The 22,949-nt window shown below is 41.5% G+C and carries 20 protein-coding genes and 1 pseudogene; all 21 read left to right on the forward strand.

Annotated elements, in window-relative coordinates:
• The first annotated feature begins 14 nt into the window (after window positions 1-14).
• The 21 genes and pseudogenes from I2H52_RS01095 (at window position 15) to I2H52_RS01195 (ending at window position 22,942) form a co-directional block, all read left to right on the forward strand.
• Entirely contained in the window at window positions 15-1,637 is a 1,623-nt protein-coding gene (locus I2H52_RS01095) for a putative polysaccharide biosynthesis protein (RefSeq protein WP_045616852.1), read from the forward strand.
• 201 nt (window positions 1,638-1,838) lie between these two features.
• Window positions 1,839-3,797, forward strand: a complete 1,959-nt coding sequence (locus tag I2H52_RS01100) for a peptide ABC transporter substrate-binding protein (RefSeq protein ID WP_195593771.1) — start codon at window positions 1,839-1,841, stop codon at window positions 3,795-3,797.
• Between the two features lie 145 nt (window positions 3,798-3,942).
• Complete coding sequence (locus tag I2H52_RS01105) at window positions 3,943-5,037, forward strand: cystathionine gamma-synthase (protein WP_195593774.1); 1,095 nt, start codon at window positions 3,943-3,945, stop codon at window positions 5,035-5,037.
• 7 nt (window positions 5,038-5,044) lie between these two features.
• Entirely contained in the window at window positions 5,045-6,211 is a 1,167-nt protein-coding gene (locus I2H52_RS01110) for a MalY/PatB family protein (RefSeq protein ID WP_195593777.1), read from the forward strand.
• A 91-nt stretch (window positions 6,212-6,302) separates the two neighbouring features.
• Window positions 6,303-9,398, forward strand: a pseudogene (locus tag I2H52_RS01115) (DEAD/DEAH box helicase).
• 47 nt (window positions 9,399-9,445) lie between these two features.
• Window positions 9,446-10,057, forward strand: coding sequence for a cystathionine gamma-synthase (locus I2H52_RS01120; RefSeq protein ID WP_195593779.1), 612 nt, complete (start codon window positions 9,446-9,448; stop codon window positions 10,055-10,057).
• 11 nt (window positions 10,058-10,068) lie between these two features.
• Window positions 10,069-11,403 carry a UDP-N-acetylmuramate--L-alanine ligase gene (gene murC / locus I2H52_RS01125; protein WP_000048097.1) on the forward strand — a complete coding sequence of 445 codons (1,335 nt, stop codon included), beginning with the start codon at window positions 10,069-10,071 and terminating at the stop codon, window positions 11,401-11,403.
• 9 nt (window positions 11,404-11,412) lie between these two features.
• Complete coding sequence (locus tag I2H52_RS01130) at window positions 11,413-11,880, forward strand: GNAT family N-acetyltransferase (RefSeq protein ID WP_061588059.1); 468 nt, start codon at window positions 11,413-11,415, stop codon at window positions 11,878-11,880.
• The gene (locus I2H52_RS01135) at window positions 11,877-12,365 is read left to right on the forward strand and encodes a GNAT family N-acetyltransferase (RefSeq protein WP_061588060.1); all 489 of its coding nucleotides are present in this window, start codon (window positions 11,877-11,879) and stop codon (window positions 12,363-12,365) included. The genes I2H52_RS01130 and I2H52_RS01135 overlap by 4 nt, the downstream gene beginning before the upstream one ends.
• Before the next feature lie 90 nt (window positions 12,366-12,455).
• Window positions 12,456-14,207 (forward strand): endolytic transglycosylase MltG, encoded by a 1,752-nt coding sequence (mltG, locus tag I2H52_RS01140; protein ID WP_084939015.1) that lies wholly within the window; start codon window positions 12,456-12,458, stop codon window positions 14,205-14,207.
• A gap of 61 nt (window positions 14,208-14,268) precedes the next feature.
• On the forward strand, window positions 14,269-14,751 hold the full coding sequence (gene greA / locus I2H52_RS01145; protein ID WP_000818770.1) for a transcription elongation factor GreA: 483 nt from the start codon (window positions 14,269-14,271) through the stop codon (window positions 14,749-14,751).
• A 75-nt stretch (window positions 14,752-14,826) separates the two neighbouring features.
• Complete coding sequence (locus I2H52_RS01150) at window positions 14,827-16,191, forward strand: amino acid permease (RefSeq protein WP_057489444.1); 1,365 nt, start codon at window positions 14,827-14,829, stop codon at window positions 16,189-16,191.
• Window positions 16,192-16,293: 102 nt separating this feature from the next.
• A complete protein-coding gene (locus I2H52_RS01155) occupies window positions 16,294-16,704 on the forward strand; it encodes a GNAT family N-acetyltransferase (RefSeq protein ID WP_084939016.1) in 411 nt (136 codons plus the stop codon).
• 59 nt (window positions 16,705-16,763) lie between these two features.
• Window positions 16,764-17,360, forward strand: a complete 597-nt coding sequence (locus I2H52_RS01160) for an HAD family hydrolase (RefSeq protein ID WP_084939017.1) — start codon at window positions 16,764-16,766, stop codon at window positions 17,358-17,360.
• A gap of 147 nt (window positions 17,361-17,507) precedes the next feature.
• Window positions 17,508-17,717 carry a helix-turn-helix transcriptional regulator gene (locus I2H52_RS01165; protein ID WP_049478916.1) on the forward strand — a complete coding sequence of 70 codons (210 nt, stop codon included), beginning with the start codon at window positions 17,508-17,510 and terminating at the stop codon, window positions 17,715-17,717.
• Window positions 17,718-17,790: 73 nt separating this feature from the next.
• Window positions 17,791-18,195: a DUF6773 family protein gene (locus I2H52_RS01170; protein WP_195593782.1), complete on the forward strand. Its 405-nt coding sequence runs from the start codon at window positions 17,791-17,793 to the stop codon at window positions 18,193-18,195.
• Window positions 18,196-18,311: 116 nt separating this feature from the next.
• Window positions 18,312-19,772: a nicotinate phosphoribosyltransferase gene (locus I2H52_RS01175; RefSeq protein ID WP_195593786.1), complete on the forward strand. Its 1,461-nt coding sequence runs from the start codon at window positions 18,312-18,314 to the stop codon at window positions 19,770-19,772.
• Window positions 19,769-20,593 carry an ammonia-dependent NAD(+) synthetase gene (nadE, locus tag I2H52_RS01180; RefSeq protein ID WP_195593789.1) on the forward strand — a complete coding sequence of 275 codons (825 nt, stop codon included), beginning with the start codon at window positions 19,769-19,771 and terminating at the stop codon, window positions 20,591-20,593. The genes I2H52_RS01175 and nadE overlap by 4 nt, the downstream gene beginning before the upstream one ends.
• Window positions 20,594-20,939: 346 nt before the next feature.
• Window positions 20,940-21,491, forward strand: a complete 552-nt coding sequence (locus tag I2H52_RS01185; RefSeq protein WP_084939019.1) for a GNAT family N-acetyltransferase — start codon at window positions 20,940-20,942, stop codon at window positions 21,489-21,491.
• A 163-nt stretch (window positions 21,492-21,654) separates the two neighbouring features.
• A complete protein-coding gene (ccdA2, locus tag I2H52_RS01190) occupies window positions 21,655-22,365 on the forward strand; it encodes a thiol-disulfide oxidoreductase-associated membrane protein CcdA2 (protein WP_084939020.1) in 711 nt (236 codons plus the stop codon).
• Between the two features lie 13 nt (window positions 22,366-22,378).
• Window positions 22,379-22,942, forward strand: coding sequence for a redoxin family protein (locus I2H52_RS01195; RefSeq protein ID WP_195593793.1), 564 nt, complete (start codon window positions 22,379-22,381; stop codon window positions 22,940-22,942).
• Window positions 22,943-22,949 lie beyond the last annotated feature (7 nt).

Consider the following 22,949-nt stretch of genomic DNA (forward strand, 5'->3'; position numbering starts at 1 on the left):
TGAATGAGGAAGCTATGTCTAACGAAAACAATCACCAGCAGGCACAGATGTTGCGAGGGACTGCTTGGCTAACAGCTAGTAACTTTATTAGTCGCCTCCTTGGGGCTATCTACATTATTCCCTGGTATATTTGGATGGGAACCTATGCCGCTAAGGCAAATGGTCTGTTTACCATGGGCTACAATATCTATGCTTGGTTCTTGCTGATTTCAACAGCGGGTATCCCAGTTGCGGTCGCTAAACAAGTGGCCAAGTACAATACTATGCGAGAAGAAGAGCACAGCTTTGCCTTGATTCGGAGTTTTCTAGGCTTTATGACGGGCTTGGGACTGGTCTTTGCCTTGGTCTTGTATCTCTTTTCTCCCTGGTTAGCAGATTTATCAGGAGTGGGGAAAGACCTGATTCCTATCATGCAGAGCTTGGCGTGGGCGGTCTTGATTTTCCCGTCCATGAGTGTCATCCGAGGATTCTTCCAAGGGATGAATAACCTCAAACCCTATGCTATGAGCCAAATCGCTGAGCAGGTAATCCGTGTTATCTGGATGTTGCTAGCGACCTTTATCATTATGAAACTCGGTTCAGGAGATTATCTAGCAGCGGTTACCCAATCCACCTTTGCAGCCTTTGTGGGGATGGTGGCTAGTTTTGCAGTTTTGATCTACTTTCTTGCTCAAGAAGGTTTGCTAAAAAGAGTATTTGAAACACGGGATAAAATCAATAGCAAACGACTCTTAGTCGATACCATCAAGGAAGCCATTCCCTTTATCCTGACAGGATCAGCCATCCAGCTTTTCCAAATCTTGGACCAGATGACTTTTATCAGAAGCATGACCTGGTTTACCAACTACAGCAATGAAGACTTGGTTGTTATGTTTTCTTATTTCTCTGCCAATCCGAATAAAATTACCATGATTTTAATCTCTGTAGGAGTTTCTATTGGTAGTGTTGGCTTGCCACTTTTGACGGAGAACTATGTAAAAGGTGACTTGCAGGCAGCAGCTCGCCTAGTTCAAGATAGTATGACCATGCTCCTCTTATTCTTGCTGCCAGCAACTGTCGGAGTCGTCATGGTAGGAGAACCGATCTACACAGTCTTTTATGGTAAGCCAGATAGTCTGGCTATGGGCTTATTTATCTTTGCGGTTTTGCAGTCTACTATCCTAGGCTTATATATGGTCTTGTCTCCTATGCTTCAAGCCATGTTCCGAAACCGCAAGGCAGTCCTTTACTTTGTCTATGGTTCCATTGCCAAGCTAGTCTTGCAATTGCCAACCATTGCCATTTTTCACAGCTACGGTCCTTTGATTTCAACGACTATCGGCTTGATTATTCCGAATGTCTTGATGTACCGAGACATCTGCCAGGTAACGGGTGCTCGTCGAAAGATTATATTGAAGCGGACCATTTTGATTACCATCTTGACCCTTGTCATGTTTATCTTAGTTGGCTTCTTACAATGGCTACTCGGTTTTGTCTTCCAGCCAAGTGGACGTCTCTGGAGTTTCCTTTACGTAGCTCTCATCGGAGGGCTTGGAGGAGGTCTCTATGGTTTGATGAGCCTACGGACACGACTCTTGGACAAGATAATAGGTAAAGCCCAAGCGGACCGACTACGGACACGATTGAAAATATCGTAAGAAGATTTATAAATAAAAGCAATGAATTAACCTTTCTATAATAGAAAGGTTTTTATAGTACATTTTTCTTAAAAAAGGAGAACTTTTTCTAAAATTAAGAGTAGAAAAATATGTTTTTTAAGTTTTTCTTCAGAAATCGCTTGACTAAATAAAACCAAAGCTGTATAATAAGACAAATCTTTAAAACAGGAGGTTCTGGAAATGAAAAAGTCTAAGGCCAAGTATCTGACACTTGCAAGTGTCGTGTTAAGCGCAGGTATCTTACTGAGCGCATGTGGAAACTCAACTAGTTCTTCTAAAACATATAACTATGTTTATTCGAGCGATCCATCTAGTTTGAACTATCTTGCAGAAAACCGTGCAACAACCAACGACATCGTTACTAATTTGGTAGATGGATTGATGGAAAATGACCAATACGGTAACTATGTTCCATCGTTGGCAGAGGATTGGACTGTTTCTCAGGACGGTTTGACCTATACTTACAAATTGCGTAAGGATGCAAAATGGTATACCTATGAGGGTGAAGAATACGCCCCTGTAACGGCGCAAGATTTTGTCACTGGGTTGAAATATGCTGCTGATAAAAAATCCGAAGCCTTGTACCTGGTTCAAGACTCTGTAGCAGGTTTGGATGACTATATCAACGGTAAAACAACTGACTTTTCAACTGTTGGTGTTAAGGCGATTGACGACCAAACAGTTCAGTACACTTTGACACGTCCAGAACCTTATTGGAATTCTAAAACAACTTCAACCATTCTCTTCCCTGTCAATGCAGACTTCCTGAAATCAAAAGGGGATGATTTTGGTAAGGTAGATCCTTCTAGCATTTTGTACAGTGGACCTTTCTTGATGAAATCTTTTGTTTCAAAATCTGTTATCGAATACAAGAGAAATCCAAATTACTGGGATGCTAAAAATGTCTTTGTGGATGATGTGAAATTGACTTACTATGATGGTAGTGACCAAGATGCCCTAGCTCGTAACTTCGTAGAAGGAGTATACAGCTACGCGCGTCTCTACCCAAATAGCTCAAGCTTTGAAGGAATTAAAGAGAAGAACAAGGATAACATCATCTATAGTATGCAAAACGCAACTTCTTATTACTTGAACTTCAACTTGGACAGAAAATCTTATAACTTCACGTCTAAATCCTCAGATATCGAAAAGAAATCAACCCAAGAAGCAGTTCTGAATAAAAACTTCCGTCAAGCCTTCAACTATGCTTATAACCGTACAGCCTATGGAGCACAATCTCAAGGGGAAGAAGGAGCAACAAAGATTATTCGTAACTTGGTTGTACCTCCAACATTTGTAAGTATCAACGGAAAAGACTTTGGTGATGTTGTTTCAGAAAAGATGGTCGACTATGGCCAAGAATGGCAAGGAATCAACTTTGCAGACGCGCAAGACCCATACTACAATCCTGACAAGGCTAAAGCTAAATTTGCAGAAGCTAAGAAAGAATTGGAAGCTAAGGGTGTACAATTCCCAATCCACTTGGATGTATCTGTAGACCAATCAGCTAAAAAAGGTGTACTTGAAACGAGCTCTTTGAAACAATCCATCGAATCTGTTCTCGGAGCTGAGAATGTGGTTATCGATATCCAACAATTATCAACAGATGACTACGATAATTCTAGCTACCTCGCTCAAACTGCAGCTCAAAAAGACTTTGATATCTATAATGGTGGTTGGAGTGCTGACTACTTGGATCCATCAAGCTATCTTGATATCTTAAATGTCAATAACGGTGGTATGTTGCAAAACCTTGGTTTAGAACCAGGTGAGGTTAATGACAAGGCTAAGGCAGTTGGTCTGGATACTTACACTCAAATGTTGGAAGAAGCGAACAAGGAGCAAGACCCAGCAAAACGTTATGAAAAATATGCTGAAATTCAAGCTTGGCTCGTTGATAGCGCCCTTGCAATTCCAAACGTTTCCCAAGGTGGAACACCTAGCTTGAGAAAGACAGTTCCATTCTCAGCGCCATTCTCACAAGCTGGAAATAAGGGTGTCGAATCATACAAGTATCTCAAGTTACAAGATAAGACTGTAACGGCTGATGAGTATGAAAAAGCTAAAGAAAAATGGCTAAAAGAAAAAGAAGAATCAAATAAAAAAGCCCAAGAAGAACTGGCAAAACACGTTAAATAACCAGTCTATTCAACAGGAAAAACGATAGTTTCTCAGGAAGCTATCGTTTTTATATAGTTTGAAACTATAACTAGCTCTTGAAAAGAAGAAAATGAGTTGATGAAAATAAGTGGTACAATAGTTACTATAGATTTGGAGGTATTGTATGAGTAAAGAACGACACATCAACACAATTTTAGCCCAGGCGGGAATCAAGTCAGATAAGGCAACAGGTGCCTTGGTGACGCCGCTTCATTTTTCAACCACTTATCAGCATCCAGAGTTTGGCCAGTCTACTGGTTTTGATTATACCCGTACTAAAAACCCAACTCGCAGTAAGGCGGAGGAAGTCTTGGCGGCTATTGAGTCAGCAGACTATGCCCTAGCGACGAGCTCGGGAATGGCTGCGATTGTATTGGCCTTTAGCGTCTTTCCAGTAGGAAGTAAAGTCTTGGCTGTGCGAGATCTTTATGGGGGTTCTTTCCGTTGGTTCAACCAAGTCGAGCAAGAAGGCCGGTTCCATTTTACCTATGCCAATACAGAAGAAGAGTTGATTGCTGAGTTAGAAAAGGATGTGGATGTTCTCTATATCGAAACACCAACCAATCCGTTGATGTTGGAATTTGATATTGCCAAACTAGGCAAACTAGCTCATGCCAAGGGTGCCAAGGTTGTGGTGGACAATACCTTCTACAGTCCGATTTACCAACGTCCGATTGAAGATGGTGCGGATATCGTTCTTCATTCGGCCACCAAGTATCTAGCAGGGCACAATGATGTCTTGGCTGGGGTGGTTGTGACTAATAGTTTAGAACTATATGAACAACTTTTCTATAATCTCAATACGACTGGTGCGGTCTTGTCACCGTTTGATAGTTATCAGTTGATTCGTGGTCTTAAAACTCTACCTCTTCGTATGGAACGTTCTACAGCCAATGCCCAAGAAGTGGTTGCTTTTTTGAAGGATTCACCTGCTGTCAAGGAAGTGCTCTATACTGGACGTGGGGGTATGATTTCCTTTAAAGTAGTGGATGAAAAACGTATTCCTCATATTTTAAACAGCCTCAAGGTATTCTCTTTTGCGGAAAGTTTGGGTGGGGTAGAGAGTCTGATCACTTATCCGACAACTCAAACCCATGCGGATATTCCAGCAGAAGTGCGCCATTCCTATGGCTTAACAGATGACCTCTTGCGCTTGTCTATTGGGATTGAAGATGCTAGAGATTTGATTGCGGACTTGCGCCAAGCTTTGGAAGGATAAGACAGATATGGGAAAATATGATTTTACAAGCCTACCCAATCGTTTTGGGCACCATACCTATAAATGGAAAGAAGCAGAAGCTGATCGCGAAGTTCTACCAGCCTGGATAGCAGATATGGACTTTGTGGTTTTGCCTGAGGTTCGACAAGCTGTACAAGACTACGCAGATCAGTTGGTCTATGGCTATACTTATGCAAGCGACGCTTTGATTGAGTCGGTTCAAGAATGGGAAGCCAGCCAACACGGTTATCACTTTGACAAGGATGCTCTCGTCTTTATCGAAGGAGTGGTACCAGCTATTTCAACAGCCATTCAAGCCTTTACAAAAGAAGGAGAAGCTGTTCTGATTAACACACCAGTCTATCCACCTTTTGCTCGCAGTGTCAAACTGAACGATCGTCGATTGATTACCAATTCTTTGGTAGAAAAGGATGGGGTGTTTGAGATTGACTTTGATCAGTTGGAGAAGGATATGGTGGAAGAGGATGTGAAGCTTTATATCCTTTGCAATCCTCACAATCCTGGGGGACGTGTTTGGGAAAAGGAAGTGTTAGAAAAGATTGGTCATCTCTGCCAAAAACATGGTGTTTTGTTGGTTTCAGATGAGATTCACCAAGATTTGGCCCTCTTTGGTCACAAACACCAGTCATTTAATACCATTGATACTGCTTTTAAAGACTTTGCCCTTATCTTGAGTAGTGCCACTAAAACCTTTAATATTGCTGGGACCAAGAATTCCTATGCAGTTATTGAAAATCCAAAGCTTCGAGTGGCCTTTCAAAAACGCCAGTTGGCCAATAACCAGCATGAAATCTCAGGCTTGGGGTATTTAGCAACAGAAGCTGCCTACCGTTATGGCAAGGACTGGTTAGGAGAACTAAAAGAAGTCATCGAGGACCACATTAACTATGTAGTGGATGTTTTGGGCAACGAAACCAAGATTAAAGTCATGAAACCGCAAGGTACCTACTTGATCTGGCTTGATTTTTCGGCCTATGATCTAACGGATGACCGCTTGCAAGAGCTTTTGAAGAATAAAGCCAAGGTTATCTTGAACCGAGGTTTGGACTTTGGGGAGGGGGGAGCTCTTCATGCCCGCCTCAATGTAGCTATGCCGAAGTCAGTACTGGAAGAGGTTTGTCAACGCATCGTGACCACTTTTGCTACACTTTAAAAATCCAGCCTTCTAGGAGAAAAGTCTTCCTAGAAGGCTATTTCATAGGGGAAAATGTGGTATAATGAAAAGATAAGATAAAGGGGTAACTATGGCTAAATTGATTCCAGGAAAGTTGCGCATGGAGGGTGTTACTCTCTATGAGACAGGCAACATTGAGATTATCAAGGAAAAAGGGAATCGCCTCTATACTCGTGTGGCAGGAGAAGACTTGCGCTACAGTTTAGAGGATGATCTTGTTTTTTGTGCTTGTGATTTTTTCCAAAAAAGAGGTTACTGTGTTCACCTCGCAGCGCTCGAGCATTATCTGAAGAATGATGAAGAAGGCCAGGTGATTTTACAATCCTTAGAAAAAGGACATGAAGAGCAAGAAGAGGTCGAAACCAAGGTTAGTTTTGGTGGTAGTTTTTTGGAGCGTGTCCAACCTCAGAAGCGAGAGAAAATCTACACTTTGTCGACTCAAGGCCAGGTAGAAGCTGGAACCAATCGCCTCCTTTGGACTCTCCGAATCGGTTTAGTTGATAGTCAAAAATATTATGTCATTCGTGACATCCCTCTCTTTTTGAAGGTCTTAGTCCATCGAAAACCATATATGATTGGGAAATACTATGAAAATGACTTGTCTTGGGAGGCTTTTGATACAGCTAGTCAAGAAGTTCTTACTTTTTTATGTGGCTTGATTGAGGAGGGACTGAGTCAAGACCTCTTTTTCCCCAATCAAGGTCGTCACCTCTTTTTCCCTCTGACATTTTTTGAGCAGGGAGTGGAGTTGCTGATGAACTTGGAAGATTTTCATTTTGAGCACCAGATTACTAGTTATGAAAATCTTCTCTTTCATGATTTAGATTCAGAAGCAAACCTTTTCTCTTTTTCTGTGAGGGAGTATCCTGATTATTTTAAGATGGAGATTTCTGAGACTGAGCGAGTCAACGTATTCTATGGGGGAGCGGTTCTCTTTCGTAAAGGAAATGTTTATTTCTTGACCCCTAATCAGATAACTCTTTTGAAGGAACTCAAGGAGCTTCCTCGGGAGGAAAGAGGGAGAAAATGCCTCCAGTTTGACAACAGTGATCGTGACCTCCTAGCCGCCTGTCTGCCTTTGTTTGGGCAGCTGGGCACGGTTTCTGCTCCCGAGCGTTTGCAAATTAGACAGTTTTCACCAATCTTTTACTTTAATAAGGAGGATGACGGTCGTATCCGCTTGGATATCCAGTTTGACTATGGAGATGTTAAGGTGACTAGTCGTCAACAGCTGGAACAATTACCTTTTTCAAGCGATGCTGTCTTGGCAAATCAGCTATTTCAAGTCTGTTTAGGGGCTGGTTTTGAGGCTGATTTTCAGTCTTGGAGACAGGCTTTGAAGCCAGAGACAGTTTATTCTTTCTTTCACCATACGATTCCAGCTTTTGAGAAGTTGGGTTAGGTTTTCTTGTCTGATGAGATAAATCAGCTCTACAGCGTCCAAACTCCTCAGGTTCAGATTGAGTCCAAGGGAGGATTGTTGGAAATCCAATTTGATTTCCAAGGGATTGCCCAAGAAGAGATTGATCAAGCTCTTAAAGCCCTGACCAGCAATCAGGATTTCTATATCGGTTCTTCTGACCAAGTGTACTTTTTTGATGAGGAAACCAAGCAGATTCGTCAAAATTTGCAGGAACTGGGGGTTGAGCTAAAAGATGGTTCTTTTCAGGCTCGGAAATCCTTAGCTTACAGTCTGTCTCAGTTGTTTGAAGGTCGAGATAGAATCTCCTTCTCAGAGGAATTTCAGCATTTAGCTCATGATTTGACCCATCCAGAGGATTTTCCTTTGGGAGATATACGGGTGCAGGCGAGTTTGAGAGACTATCAGGAAAAGGGAGTCCGTTGGCTCCAGATGCTTCATCACTATGGCTTTGGTGGCATCCTAGCCGATGATATGGGACTGGGAAAAACATTACAAACCATCGCTTTTTTAACTAGTCAGGTGACCGAAGATAGTCGGGTCTTGATTTTAGCGCCGTCAGGTTTGATCTACAATTGGGCAGATGAATTCAGGAAATTTGCCCCACAGTTGGATTTGGCTGTCGTTCATGGTTTGAAAGCGAATCGAGAAGCAATTCTTTCTGAAAATCACCAAATCTATGTGACTAGCTATGCCACCTTTCGTCAAGACAGCGAGCTTTATCAAGAGATGGCTTTTGATTTTCTCTTTTTAGACGAAGCCCAGGTCATGAAAAATGCCCAGACTAAGATTGCTCAGAGTTTGCGCCAGTTTGTGGTGCCGGCAGTCTTTGCTTTGTCAGGTACGCCCATCGAAAATCATTTAGGAGAGTTGTGGTCTATCTTTCAAATTGTGCTTCCGGGGCTCTTACCAAGTAAAAAGGAGTTTATGAAATTACCGGCTGACCGAGTAGCGCAGTTTATCAAGCCCTTCGTCATGAGGCGTAAGAAAGAAGAAGTCCTTACAGAACTGCCTGATCTAATCGAAGTCGTCTATAAAAATGAACTGGAAGATCAGCAGAAGGCCATCTATCTAGCCCAGTTGCAACAGATGCGAGACCGCCTAGCGCAAGTGACAGATCAAGAATTCCAGAGAAGTCGGGTAGAAATCTTATCTGGTCTCATGCGTTTACGCCAGATCTGCGATACGCCAGCTCTTTTTATGGACAATTACCAAGGAGACAGTGGTAAATTGGATAGTCTCCGAGATTTATTGCTACAAGTGGCAGATGGTGGGCATCGGGTCTTGATTTTCTCCCAGTTCAAAGGAATGTTGGAAAAAATCGAGCAAGAGCTCCCAAATTTGGGCTTGACTTCCTTCAAAATTACGGGCTCAACTCCTGCTCAAGACCGACAAGAGATGACCAAAATATTTAATCAAGGGGAAAAGGATATCTTTCTCATCTCCCTTAAGGCAGGTGGTGTCGGTCTCAATCTGACAGGAGCTGACACCGTCATCCTAGTGGACCTCTGGTGGAATCCTGCTGTCGAGGCTCAGGCTATCGGACGAGCTCATCGAATGGGACAGGAGCGGAAGGTAGAAGTTTATCGTTTGATTACTAGAGGAACCATTGAAGAAAAGATTCAAGAACTCCAAGAACAGAAGAGACACCTAGTTTCCCAAGTTTTAGATGGGACGGAATCGCGTGCGAGTCTTAGTCTGGCAGAAATTCGAGAAATTTTAGGGATTTCTGAAGCCAGCACTTGAAAAATCAAGACAATACGCTATAATGAAGTGTTGAAAGGAAATACAAAATGAAACAAGATCGATTTCCATTGGTGTCAGATGATGAGATTATGCTGACTAAAATGCCAGTCATGGACTTGTATGATGAGTCAGACTTTATTAGCAATATCAAGGGGGATTACCGCGATAAAAACTATTTGGAATGGTCTCCTATCAATGAGGAACAGGCTGTAACTCCTTCGGCAGCTAGCAAGGAGTCAAAACCAAACCCAGAACCTAAAAAAGTTGAAAAAACGTATGCTGAATTGGCTAGAGAAGAGGCGCGTGCGGATCTGAAGAAGAAACGTTCGGCCAAGTATTTGACTCAGGATGTTAGTCATACCAGACGACACAATGATTCAACACTTGTTCGTCAAGGAAACCAACCAACAGCACCATTTCAAAAGGAAAATCCAGGTGAGTTTGCAAAATTTAGTAAAAACTTGAGCCAGTCTCACTATATCTTAGCTGAGGAGGTTGGCCAAGTGGCGAATCCAACTCCGAAATCCCAGACGGGAAAGGCTAAAAAGAACAACTATGATTTTCTAAAGAAGAGTCAAATCTATAATAAAAAGAATAAGCAAACGGAACAGGAACGTCAGGTTGCCCAAGAGTTGAATCTGACAAGAATTACTGAGTAAGGGAGAAAAACATGTCAAAAACATATCATTTTATTGGAATCAAGGGATCAGGGATGAGTGCCTTGGCCTTGATGTTGCACCAAATGGGACACAAGGTTCAAGGTTCAGACGTTGAAAAATACTACTTTACTCAACGTGGACTAGAGCAGGCAGGGATTACGATTCTTCCTTTTGATGAAAAGAACCTGCAAGGGGATCTTGAAATTATTGCTGGAAATGCCTTTCGTCCAGATAACAATGTTGAAATCGCCTATGCTGACAAAAATGGTATCAGCTACAAACGTTACCATGAATTCCTAGGCAGCTTTATGCGTGACTTTGTCAGCATGGGGGTTGCAGGAGCGCATGGAAAGACATCAACGACTGGGATGCTGTCTCACGTTTTGTCTCACATCACAGACACTAGCTTCTTGATTGGGGATGGAACGGGTCGAGGTTCTGAAAATGCTAAGTATTTTGTTTTTGAATCTGACGAATATGAGCGTCATTTCATGCCTTACCACCCAGAATACTCTATCATCACCAATATTGACTTTGACCATCCAGACTACTTTACAAGTCTAGAGGATGTTTTCAACGCCTTTAATGACTATGCCAAACAAATTACTAAAGGTTTGTTTGTCTACGGTGAGGATGCTGAGTTGCGTAAGATTACAGCCAATGCTCCAATCTATTACTATGGCTTTGATGCTGAGGGAAATGACTTTGTAGCTAGCGACCTTCTACGTTCTACAACTGGTTCGACCTTCACAGTTCATTTCCGCGGACAAGAGTTGGGTCAATTCCACATTCCAACCTTTGGTCGTCATAATATTATGAATGCGACAGCCGTTATTGGTTTACTTTATACAGCAGGGTTTGACTTGAACTTGGTACGTGAACACTTGAAAACATTTGCTGGTGTCAAGCGTCGTTTCACTGAAAAGGTTGTCAATGGTACTATTATTATCGATGATTTTGCCCATCATCCAACGGAAATCATTGCGACCTTAGATGCGGCTCGCCAGAAATACCCAAGCAAGGAAATTGTTGCAATCTTCCAACCACACACTTTCACTAGAACCATTGCCCTATTGGACGACTTTGCTAAAGCTTTGAGCCAGGCAGATGCTGTTTACTTGGCGAAAATCTATGGATCAGCCCGTGAGGTGGACCATGGTGACGTCAAGGTAGAAGACCTAGCAGATAAAATTAAGAAGAAAAGCCAAGTCATCACAGTTGAAAATGTATCACCACTCCTTGAGCATGATAATGCAGTCTATGTCTTTATGGGAGCAGGAGATATCCAAACCTATGAGTACTCATTTGAACGTCTTTTGTCTAATTTGACAAGCAACGTCCAATAAGAAAAAAGAATGGAAATTCCAATCACAATAGGACGGGCTACTTTATCGGATTTAGAAGAAATTGTAGCAATTGAAGAATCTTGTTTATCCTCAGAAGAAATAGTGAGCTACGAGTTTTTAGAAGAGAGTATCCGTAAGATTGCGGATACCTTTCTTGTAGCAAGAGATGAAAACCAGCTCATAGGCTATGTTTTAGGAGAGTCTCAGTCTCTTCATCACACATGGATAGAAATAAGATCATTAGCTATTCATCCTGACCATCGCGGGCAAGGCTTGGGGACCCTTCTTCTTGCTAGCTTGAAACAAGTGGCGGTGGAAGGAGGGTATGAGTATCTTCGCTTGATTTGTCCTGATGACTTGCTCTCTTATTTTGAAATGAATGGCTTTGTTGAGGAAGAAGTGCCAGAAGCTTCATGCGCAAGATTTTCGGGATGGAATCTGATTTGGACTAATCCTTTTGATCAGGAGGAAGTATGAAAATCAGACACGCAAGATTTTCGGATTTAGATCAAATTTTAGAGATAGAGCTGGAGAATTTCTCCCTTGAAGAAGCCATTCCTCGTTCGGTCTTTGAGGCGCACTTACGTGAGATTCAGACGAGCTTTCTCGTCGCTGAAAAAGAAGGACGTATCCTTGGGTATATTGAAGGTCCAGTCGTCCCACATCGTCATCTACAAGATCAGTCCTTTACAGAAGAGATAAAAGACTATAGCCATCGACCTGGAGGCTATATCTCTGTGACTTGTCTCTCCATAGCTAAGGAGTCACAAGCCTTGGGCGTGGGGAAAAGACTGTTAAGGGCTCTGAAAGAAGTCGCTTTAGAACATGAACGAGAAGGTATTAATTTGACCTGTCATGACTATCTCATCCCTTATTATGAAAAAAATGGATTTGTGAATGAAGGGGTATCCCAGTCAAGCTTTGCGGGTGAAAGTTGGTATGATATGGTTTGGCAACCTTAAAAAATGAGAATCATAGCTATAGAAAGGGATGTTTTGTTGCTTTTCTGTAACTTTTAAGATATAATATTATGGATTGTCAACAAGGAGGTAATGCTTTTGACTGAAAAATCAAGAGAAGAAGAAAAATTAAGCTTTAAAGAGCAGATTCTACGTGATTTAGAGAGAGTAAAAGAACAAGATAGAAGAGAGAAAGAAGTAGACATTCCAAATCTGACAGCTTCATCATCTCAAGCTAGTTCAGTAACTCCTGCAAATCCTGAATCTGATACTTCAACAGAAGAGTTGATGGCTGATTCCCTATCTGTTGTCGATAAAATTCTAAAGAATGCGCCGAGTGTTCCTCCACTTTCGAGTGCTGAAACTGATGAAACGGATGAAAAAGAAGAGAAAGAGATTAGACAGCCTGTCATTGACAAGATTGAAGTTGTAGAATCTGAAGAACCTCTAGTAGAACCGATTCATCCAGCTGAAGAACCTGTAGTGGAGTCCGTTCAACCTAAGGTGGAACCAGTTGAACTTGAACCTGAAGAAAAAGAATTTAACGATACTCCGACCAAGATAGATGTGACTTATAAGACAGAAGAGGCCAATACATCAGTTGCTTCTTCTGAGAATAAAGCTGAAGCGCTAGCTTCAACTGGATCCTCAGACAGATTAACGGAGGAATCACGTCGTAACCGTCGCCGTAAAGGTAAAAAACCAACCAAGAAAAAGAAAAAATCAAAAGCCAAAGGTTTCCTAGTAACCTTTTTAGTTCTTTTGGTGCTTGTGGCTGCTGGTGGATACTTTGGGTACGGTTATGTTCAAGACTCTTTGAAACCTGTTGATGCGAGCTCTAAGGAGTATATGACAGTTCAAATTCCAGAAGGATCAAATGTGCAACAAATTGGGAGCACTTTGGAAAAATCTGGTTTGGTCAAACATGGACTTATCTTTAGTATTTATGCTAAGTATAAGGGTTCAGACTTGAAGTCAGGTTATTACAATTTGAAGAAGAGCATGAGTACGGATGACTTGATTCAAGAATTGCAAAAAGGTGGAACTCCTGAACCTCAAGAACCAGTGCTTGCGAACTTAACGATTCCGGAAGGTTATACCTTAGAGCAAATTGCTCAGACAGTAGGTCAACTCCAAGGTGATTTTAAAGAACCTCTTACAGCGGATGCTTTCCTGGCAAAAGCTCAAGATGAAACCTTCATCTCCCAACTAGTAGCCAAGTATCCAAACCTTCTTGGAAGTCTTCCAACAAAAGACAGTGGCGTTCGTTATCGCCTTGAAGGTTACCTTTTCCCAGCAACCTACACTATCAAAGACAGCACCACAGTTGAAAGCTTGATTGATGATATGTTAGCAGCTATGGACAAGGCCATGTCACCGTACTACACTACGATAAAAGAAAAGAATCTGACAGTTAATGAATTGCTCAGTATTGCTTCTCTTGTCGAAAAAGAAGGTGCTAAGACCGAAGATCGTAAATTGATTGCGGGAGTCTTCTATAACCGCTTGAATCTTGGTATGCCACTTCAAAGCAACATTGCTATCTTGTATGCTGAAGGGAAACTTGGCCAAAAGATTAGCTTAGCCGATGATACTGCAATTGATACTACGATTGATTCACCTTATAATGTTTATACACATCTTGGCCTCATGCCCGGACCAGTTGATAGTCCAAGCCTCGATGCAATTGAAGCAAGTGTAAATCAGACAAAGAGTGAGTACTTGTACTTTGTAGCTAATGTTGAAGACGGTAAAGTGTACTTTGCAACGACAAAAGAAGAGCATGACCAAAACGTTGCAGAACATATCAATAGTAAATTAACACAATCAAGTAGTTCAAACTAAAATTATGTGGTTTTCCACATAATTTTGTTTTAAAAAAGTAATAGAAAAGAAAGTTGAAAAAATGGCAGAAAAAACTTACCCAATGACCCTTGAAGAAAAGAAAAAGTTAGAAAAAGAATTAGAAGAATTGAAACTCGTTCGTCGCCCCGAAGTAGTAGAGCGTATCAAAATTGCTCGTTCGTACGGGGATCTTTCAGAAAATAGCGAGTACGAAGCAGCTAAGGATGAACAAGCTTTTGTTGAAGGACAAATTTCAAGTCTAGAAACCAAAATTCGCTATGCTGAAATTGTTAATAGCGATGCAGTTGCCCAAGATGAGGTAGCTATCGGTAAGACCGTAACCATCCAAGAAATCGGTGAAGAGGAAGAGGAAGTCTACATCATCGTCGGTTCTGCAGGTGCGGATGCTTTCGCTGGGAAGGTATCAAATGAAAGTCCGATTGGACAAGCTTTGATCGGCAAAAAAACAGGCGATATTGTTACGATTGAGACACCTGTTGGTAGTTACGATGTCAAAATTTTAAAGGTTGAAAAAACAGCCTAAATAGAATGAAAACGGAGTAGTGGAGGTCTTGACTTGCTCAACTCCTTTTTGATTTTTGAATAAATAGGAGACTATATGAGTTCAAATAAGAAAAAAAATAAAATGGAGCGTGGTTTAACCAATCGCCATGTTCAGGTGATGGCCATTGCGGGGACAATCGGAACAGGACTTTTTCTAGGTGCTGGTCGTTCTATCAGCCTTACTGGACCTTCTATCATCCTGATTTACATGATTACAGGAGCCTTTATGTTTTTGATGATGAGGGCTGTTGGGGAGATGCTATATCAGGATCCAGAACAACATACTTTTATCAACTTTATCACCCGTCATTTGGGGAAAGGCTGGGGGTATTTCTCTGTTTGGTCTTACTGGTTGTCTGTTGTCTTTATCGGTATGGCAGAAATCACTGCGATTTCGCATTATGTTCAGTTTTGGTTTCCTTCTTGGCCTAGTTGGTTGATTCAGATTGTTTTTTTAACGATTTTGGCCTTGGTCAATCTGATTGCGGTTAAGCTCTTTGGGGAAGTCGAGTTTTGGTTTGCTATGGTTAAGATTGTGGCTATTTTAGCTATGATTGCCACAGGGGTCTTTATGGTCTTGACAGGATTTGAAACACCATATGGTGCTGCAAGTCTGGCAAATATCAGCAATCAATTCTCTCTTTTCCCAAATGGAGTCATGAACTTTGTCATGGCCTTTCAAATGGTATTTTTTGCCTATCTGATGATTGAATTTATCGGAGTGACAACCTCTGAAACGAAGAATCCTCGTCAGGTTTTGCCAAAAGCAGTTAAGGAAATTCCTCTTCGAATTGTCTTCTTCTATGGTGGAGCTCTATTAGCCATTATGTCTATTATTCCCTGGAGAGAACTTGCTTCTTCAGATTCTCCATTTGTAACGGTTTTTGAGCTAGCAGGTATCAAGTGGGCGGCAGCTCTGATTAACTTCGTCGTTTTGACGTCGGCCGCATCTGCGCTTAACTCAACCCTCTATTCAACAGGACGACACCTCTACCAGATTGCCCATGATTCACCCAATCGCTTCTTAAAAGCGATCAAGGCAGATACTCTCTCTCGCCATAATGTTCCACAAAATGCTATTATTGCTTCAGCAATCTTGATTGCTCTGGCTGCCTTTATCAATGTGTTGCCAGGTGTTTCCGACGCTTTTGCTTTGATTACGGCGTCTTCATCAGGTGTTTACATCGCGATTTATATCTTGATCATGGTGGCTCATCTCAAATACCGCAAGTCACAAGACTTCATGGCGGATGGCTACCTCATGCCCCATTACCGTTTTCTAAATCCTTTAACCATGCTCTTCTTTATCTTTGTCTTTGTAACCCTCTTTTTACAAGAATCTACTTTTATGGGAGCAATTGGTTCAGCTATCTGGATTATCGGTTTCGGAATTTATAGCCAGTGGAAATTTAGAAAATAACTCATGAACTCATCAACTCTGCTTGGTGAGTTTTTTTTCTAGTTTGACAGTCTATTGAAATAAGATTATAATCAAGCTGTAGTAGTTTATTAGGAGGTTTGGATGCACGTTAGATTGGAAAATAAGGAATCGCATAAAGCGCAAGAAATAGGAAATCTGATTCGTTCTTATAATCGTTCCAAAAGAGAAGAGGCTGAAAGCGAGCCACTGAATCTTTATGTTGAAGACGAAAAGGGTAATCTCTTGGCAGGCTTAGTAGCAGAGACTTTCGGAAATTGGTTGGAAATCGAGTATTTGTTTGTGAAAGAGGAATTGCGAGAACAGGGAATCGGTTCAAAACTATTGCAACAGGCAGAAAGTGAAGCTAAGAATAGAAACTGTCGTTTTGCTTTTGTCAATACTTACCAGTTTCAAGCGCCAGATTTTTATAAAAGCCATGGCTACAAGGAAGTCTTTACCTTGCAAAACTATCCCTATACAGGGCAAAGATTTTATTACCAAAAGGATTTGTAAGCTGAATATGAAAGTATAAAGCAAAGAGGAAATCTTCACATCACTATGGAGGTGGGCTAATGGATATCATACTAGATATGGGTAACGTCTTGTTAGAATGGAACAAGGATAAGATTTTACAAGGTGTTTCGGATACGAAGGAAGAATATTTGATTTTAGATAAAGCCATTTTTCAGTCGGGGCTTTGGGAAAGATTAGATCTTGGGACCATGACGAGAGAAGAGTTGGTGCTTAAAGTTGTGTCGATGATTGGAAGTACCTATCAAAAGAAGGTTGAAGAAGTTATCTGGAATTGGCCTAGCTACATTGATATTTATAGGGAAGTCTTTCCTGTCTTGTCAAAACTAAAGAAAAAGGGGCATCACATCTTTGTCTTGTCCAATACCTCAAAAGTATTTTATGACTTGCTAGAAGACCAACTATCTCCCTTAAAAGAACTTTTAGATGGCTTTGTCCTATCCTGTGATATAAAAGCTATAAAGCCGGATTTGGCAATGTTTAAGGAGATTCTTGACAAATACCAGCTAGATCCCACAAATTGTGTCTTTCTAGACGATATTGAGGACAATACAAACGCAGCTCAGAAATTGGGCATCAAGGCCCATCAGGTCAAGAAAAGAAGTGATGTCGTTGATATTTTGAAATCCTATATTTAAACACAACATTCTCTATTTTTTGTGGTAGAGAGTTTTCTTGTTAACAAAATCTTACAAAATGACATTTATATATTGTATTAAGTTAGATATATGGTATAATGTTTTTAAAAGAAGCGCAACTTTTTAAAAATGTGAAGGAGGACGCTAGTGGCTAAAAATTTAAAATTAAAACTAGCTCGGGTGGAGCGTGAATTAACACAAGGGGATTTGGCAGAGGCTGTGGGTGTTACTAGGCAGACTATAGGCTTAATTGAAGCTGGGAAATACAATCCTAGTCTCTCCCTCTGTCAGTCCATTTGCAGATGTTTAGGCAAAACTTTAGATCAATTATTTTGGGAGGAAGAAGATGAAAAATAGATTTTTTTATTATCAATTATTAGACGAAAGAGAAGAACAACTGTTTAACAAAGCTGGGACAGAGACTTTTTAAATGTTTATCGGGCTCATTCTGCTAAGTTATTTGGTGGCTGTATTAGCACCTGCTCTTTTTAATCCTGATATTCTTCTGGTTACTCTTCTTTTAGGAATTTTCTTCTTTTTCAATCGTGCACGACAACTTGGAGTGAACTACTATAGTCGTTTTCATTTTACGATTGGAGGGTGTTTGCTGGTAACTCTCGCTATTACGACTCTTTTGATGTTGCAGAATTATCAATTCAATATCGAAATTTATCAGCACAATCCTTTGAACGTTAAATACTTGTCTGCTTGGGTCATTACTTATCTGATTTACCTTCCTTGGGTTTTTATCGGCAATCTCGGCCTTAAAAGTTATGGCGAATGGGCTCAAAAAAAGTTTGAGCAAGATATGGATGAACTTGAGAATGGAGAATAGCTTGTTAGCTTTTTATCAATCTTGGTAAAATGTGTTATAATAGTACTAATTTATCGGACGGTGTGAAAGTGGTAGAATACGTTCATACCTTTGTAAAGTAGGAAGAAGGAAAACAGATGTATCCAGATGATAGTTTGACATTGCACACGGACTTGTACCAGATTAACATGATGCAAGTTTACTTTGACCAAGGGATTCACAATAAGAAGGCGGTTTTTGAGGTTTACTTCCGCCAGCAACCGTTTAATAACGGCTATGCGGTTTTTGCTGGTTTGGAAAGAATTGTACATTATCTTGAAGACTTACGCTTTTCAGATAGCGATATTGACTACTTGGAGTCGCTTGGGTATCATGGAGAATTCTTGGATTACCTACGAAATCTCAAGTTAGAACTAACGGTTCGTTCTGCTCAGGAAGGGGACTTGGTTTTTGCTAATGAACCGATTGTGCAGGTGGAAGGTCCTCTTGCCCAATGTCAATTAGTCGAAACGGCTCTCTTAAACATCGTTAACTTTCAAACCTTGATAGCGACTAAGGCAGCACGTATTCGTTCGGTTATCGAAGATGAACCCTTGATGGAGTTCGGGACACGTCGTGCGCAAGAAATGGATGCAGCTATCTGGGGAACACGCGCAGCCGTGATTGGTGGCGCCAATGGAACCAGTAACGTGCGTGCTGGTAAGCTCTTTGATATTCCAGTTTTGGGGACCCATGCCCATGCCTTGGTACAGGTTTATGGAAACGACTATGAAGCCTTCAAGGCCTATGCGGCGACCCATCGTGATTGTGTCTTTCTTGTGGATACCTATGATACCCTTCGTATCGGTGTACCAGCTGCTATTCAGGTGGCGCGTGAGCTGGGTGACCAGATTAACTTTATGGGTGTGCGGATTGACTCTGGGGATATTGCCTACATTTCCAAGAAAGTCCGTCAGCAACTGGACGAGGCTGGCTTTACAGAGGCTAAGATCTATGCTTCTAATGATTTGGATGAAAATACCATCCTCAACCTCAAGATGCAAAAAGCCAAGATTGATGTCTGGGGTGTGGGAACCAAGCTGATTACAGCCTATGACCAGCCAGCTCTTGGGGCAGTTTATAAGATTGTTGCGATCGAAGATGAAAATGGTCAGATGCGCAATACCATCAAACTGTCTAATAATGCGGAAAAAGTGTCTACGCCAGGTAAGAAGCAGGTATGGCGCATTACCAGTCGTGAAAAAGGCAAGTCAGAAGGCGACTACATCACTTATGACGGTGTGGATGTGAGCGACATGACTGAAATCAAGATGTTCCATCCAACTTATACCTACATCAAAAAGACCGTTCGTAATTTTGATGCCGTTCCTCTCTTGGTGGATATTTTCAAAGCAGGAACATTAGTTTACAACTTGCCTAGTTTGACTGAGATTCAGTCTTATGCTCGCAAAGAATTTGACAAGCTTTGGGATGAGTATAAACGCGTGCTCAATCCACAGCACTATCCAGTAGACTTGGCGCGTGATATTTGGCAAGATAAGATGGATTTGATTGATAAGATGCGCAAGGAAGCTCTTGGTGAAGGAGAAGAAGAATGAGTTTGCAAGAGGCCATTATCCAGCAACTGGGTGTCAAGCCAGTGATTGACGCTCAGGAAGAAATCCGTCGTTCGATTGATTTCTTAAAGAGATACTTGAAAAAACACCCCTTCCTTAAAACTTTTGTACTAGGAATTTCTGGAGGTCAGGACTCAACCTTAGCAGGGCGCTTAGCGCAATTAGCTATGGAAGAAATGCGAGCAGAGACAGGAGATGACAGCTACCAATTTATCGCTGTCCGCCTGCCCTATGGCGTGCAAGCTGATGAAGTAGATGCTCAAAAAGCCCTCGCTTTCATCCAGCCAGATGTCAGCTTGGTTGTGAATATCAAGGAATCAGCTGATGCCATGGCAGATGCAGTTGAAGCGACAGGAAGTTCTGTTTCAGACTTTAACAAGGGCAATATTAAAGCTCGTAGTCGTATGATTGCCCAATATGCCCTTGCAGGTGCCCATAGCGGAGCGGTCATTGGAACAGACCATGCCGCGGAAAATATCACAGGCTTTTTTACCAAGTTTGGTGATGGTGGTGCAGACATTCTCCCACTTTATCGCCTCAATAAACGCCAAGGAAAACAACTCTTGAAGGAACTTGGTGCAGACCCAGCCCTTTATGAAAAAATCCCAACAGCAGACCTAGAAGAAGACAAACCTGGACTTGCTGACGAACTCGCACTTGGTGTCACTTACAATGAAATTGATGACTATCTAGAAGGCAAATCAATCAGTCCAGAAGCTCAAGCGACTATTGAAAACTGGTGGCACAAAGGCCAACACAAACGCCACTTACCCATCACCGTCTTTGATGACTTTTGGGAGTGAAAACCTCCAGTGGAGGTTTTCAGCCCGAGTCTAAAAATAAGAAAACGAGGCAGGTCCGGGGGACCTTTTTAGCCCGAGTCTAGAAATGAGAAAGCGAGGAAGGTCCTGGGGACCTTTTTAGCCCGAGTCTAGAAACAGGAAAACGAGGTAGATTCGGTAACTCGAAGAGTTTGATTTTCCTTGTCTCACCCCCGCAAGGATGACTAGGTTTGAAAAAGCTTGGTAAAGCGCATTTCAAACCAGACAGCGACTGCGTCAAGTAACTAGATGAAAAACTTGTTTTCTAGCTGTTACTGAGTATAGTCTTTTTACCCTGAGCCTTAAGCTTAGAAAGCGAGGTAACATTATGAAAGCAATCGGTACGCAAATGTTACAGACAGAACGTTTGATTTTGAGAAGATTTGTGGAGAGTGATGCGGAAGCCATGTTTCAAAATTGGGCCTCGTCTGCTGAGAATCTAATCTATGTCACCTGGGATCCTCATCCTGATGTTGAGGTGACTCGGAATTCGATTCGAAATTGGGTTGCATCCTATACCAATCCCAACTATTACAAATGGGCCATTTGTCTCAAAGAAGATCCTGAGCATGTGATAGGAGATATCAGCATCGTTGAGATGAATGAGCCTGATTCAAGTTGTGAAATTGGGTATATTTTAGGAAAAAATTATTGGGGTCGTGGTATGATGACGGAGGCCTTGAAAGCTGTGCTAGACTTCTGTTTTACTCAAGTTGGTTTTCAAAAGGCCAGAGCTCGATATGCTAGTCTCAACCCAGCTTCAGGCCGTGTTATGGAAAAAGCGGGAATGTCTTATCTAAAAACCATTACCAATGGTGTGGAGAGAAAAGACTACGTTGCGGACCTTATTTATTACCAGATAAGCAGGGAAGACAGGTGATTCTCTTTTCTGTTTCTACCAAAGTCAGACCTTGTCTGGCTTTTTTTGTGCCAGATTTCTAAATAAACTGATTAAATTCCTATTTTTCCCTATCATGTTCCCTGTTTTTTCTGGAGTTTTGGGGATATAATATACCTATCAAATCAAAGAATGGAGGAAGGCAATGGACAATGTAATCTTTTTTATCAGTGTTTTTCTTGCTGGAATTCTTTCCTTCTTTTCTCCTTGTATTTTACCCTTGTTGCCAGTCTATGCAGGAGTCTTATTGGATGATAAGAATGATGCTCAGGCTTCTAGCGGAAAATTTTCAATCTCACTTGTAAGTTTATTGCGAACTCTGGCCTTTATAGCGGGGATTTCCTTTGTTTTTATCTTACTGGGTTATGGAGCTGGTTTTTTAGGCAATTTGCTGTATGCTTCTTGGTTTCAGTATGTGACGGGTGCGATTATCATTCTCTTGGGCTTGCACCAGATGGATGTTTTACATTTGCAGGGACTCTACAAGGAAAGAAGGCTACAATTAAAGAGACAGGGTCAAAATGCTAACGGCTATAGTCAGGCATTTTTACTGGGGTTGACCTTTAGTTTTGCTTGGACACCGTGTGTAGGGCCGGTTTTGGGCTCTGTTTTGGCTTTGGCGGCTTCAGGCGGTTCAGGAGCTTGGCAGGGAGCTGGTCTCATGTTAGTCTATACGCTGGGATTGGCGCTACCATTTTTAGTTCTAGCTCTCGCCTCCAGCTATGTTTTGAAACATTTCCGAAAACTGCATCCTTACCTCGGAATCCTCAAAAAAGTGGGTGGTTTCCTCATTATCCTGATGGGAATCTTGGTGCTTTTGGGAAATGCTTCCATTTTGACTACATTATTTGAATAGAGAGGAAAAAGAAATGAAAAAATGGCAAACATGTCTCCTTGGAGTATGCTCAATTTGTTGCTTGGCAGCCTGTTCGACTAAAAATATGTCAGACGAGTCTACTATGAAGGAGCAAACCAAAACAGAACAAGTTAGTTCACAAACTGCGACTAAAGGTCAGGAAGTCGCTGATTTTGAACTAACAGGTGTAGATGGTAAGACCTATCGTTTATCTGATTACAAGGGCAAGAAAGTCTATCTTAAATTCTGGGCTTCTTGGTGTTCCATCTGTCTGGCTAGCCTTCCAGATACCGATGAAATCGCTAAGGATGCTGGTGATGACTATGTAGTTTTGACAGTGGTCTCTCCTGGTCACAAGGGAGAACAAGCGGAAGCAGACTTTAAGAATTGGTACAAGGGCTTGGATTATAAAAATTTTCCAGTTTTAATTGATCCATCAGGTAAACTCTTGGAAAGTTATGGTGTCCGTTCTTACCCCACCCAAGCCTTTATAGACAAGGAAGGCAAGCTGGTCAAAACGCAACCAGGTTTTATGGATAAGGATATGATTTTAAAAGAATTGAAAGAAATGGGGTAGAGAAAGG

Origin of the sequence: Streptococcus oralis, from assembly GCF_015561235.1 — a bacterium.
GTDB classification, from domain to species: Bacteria; Bacillota; Bacilli; order Lactobacillales; family Streptococcaceae; genus Streptococcus; species Streptococcus oralis_BK.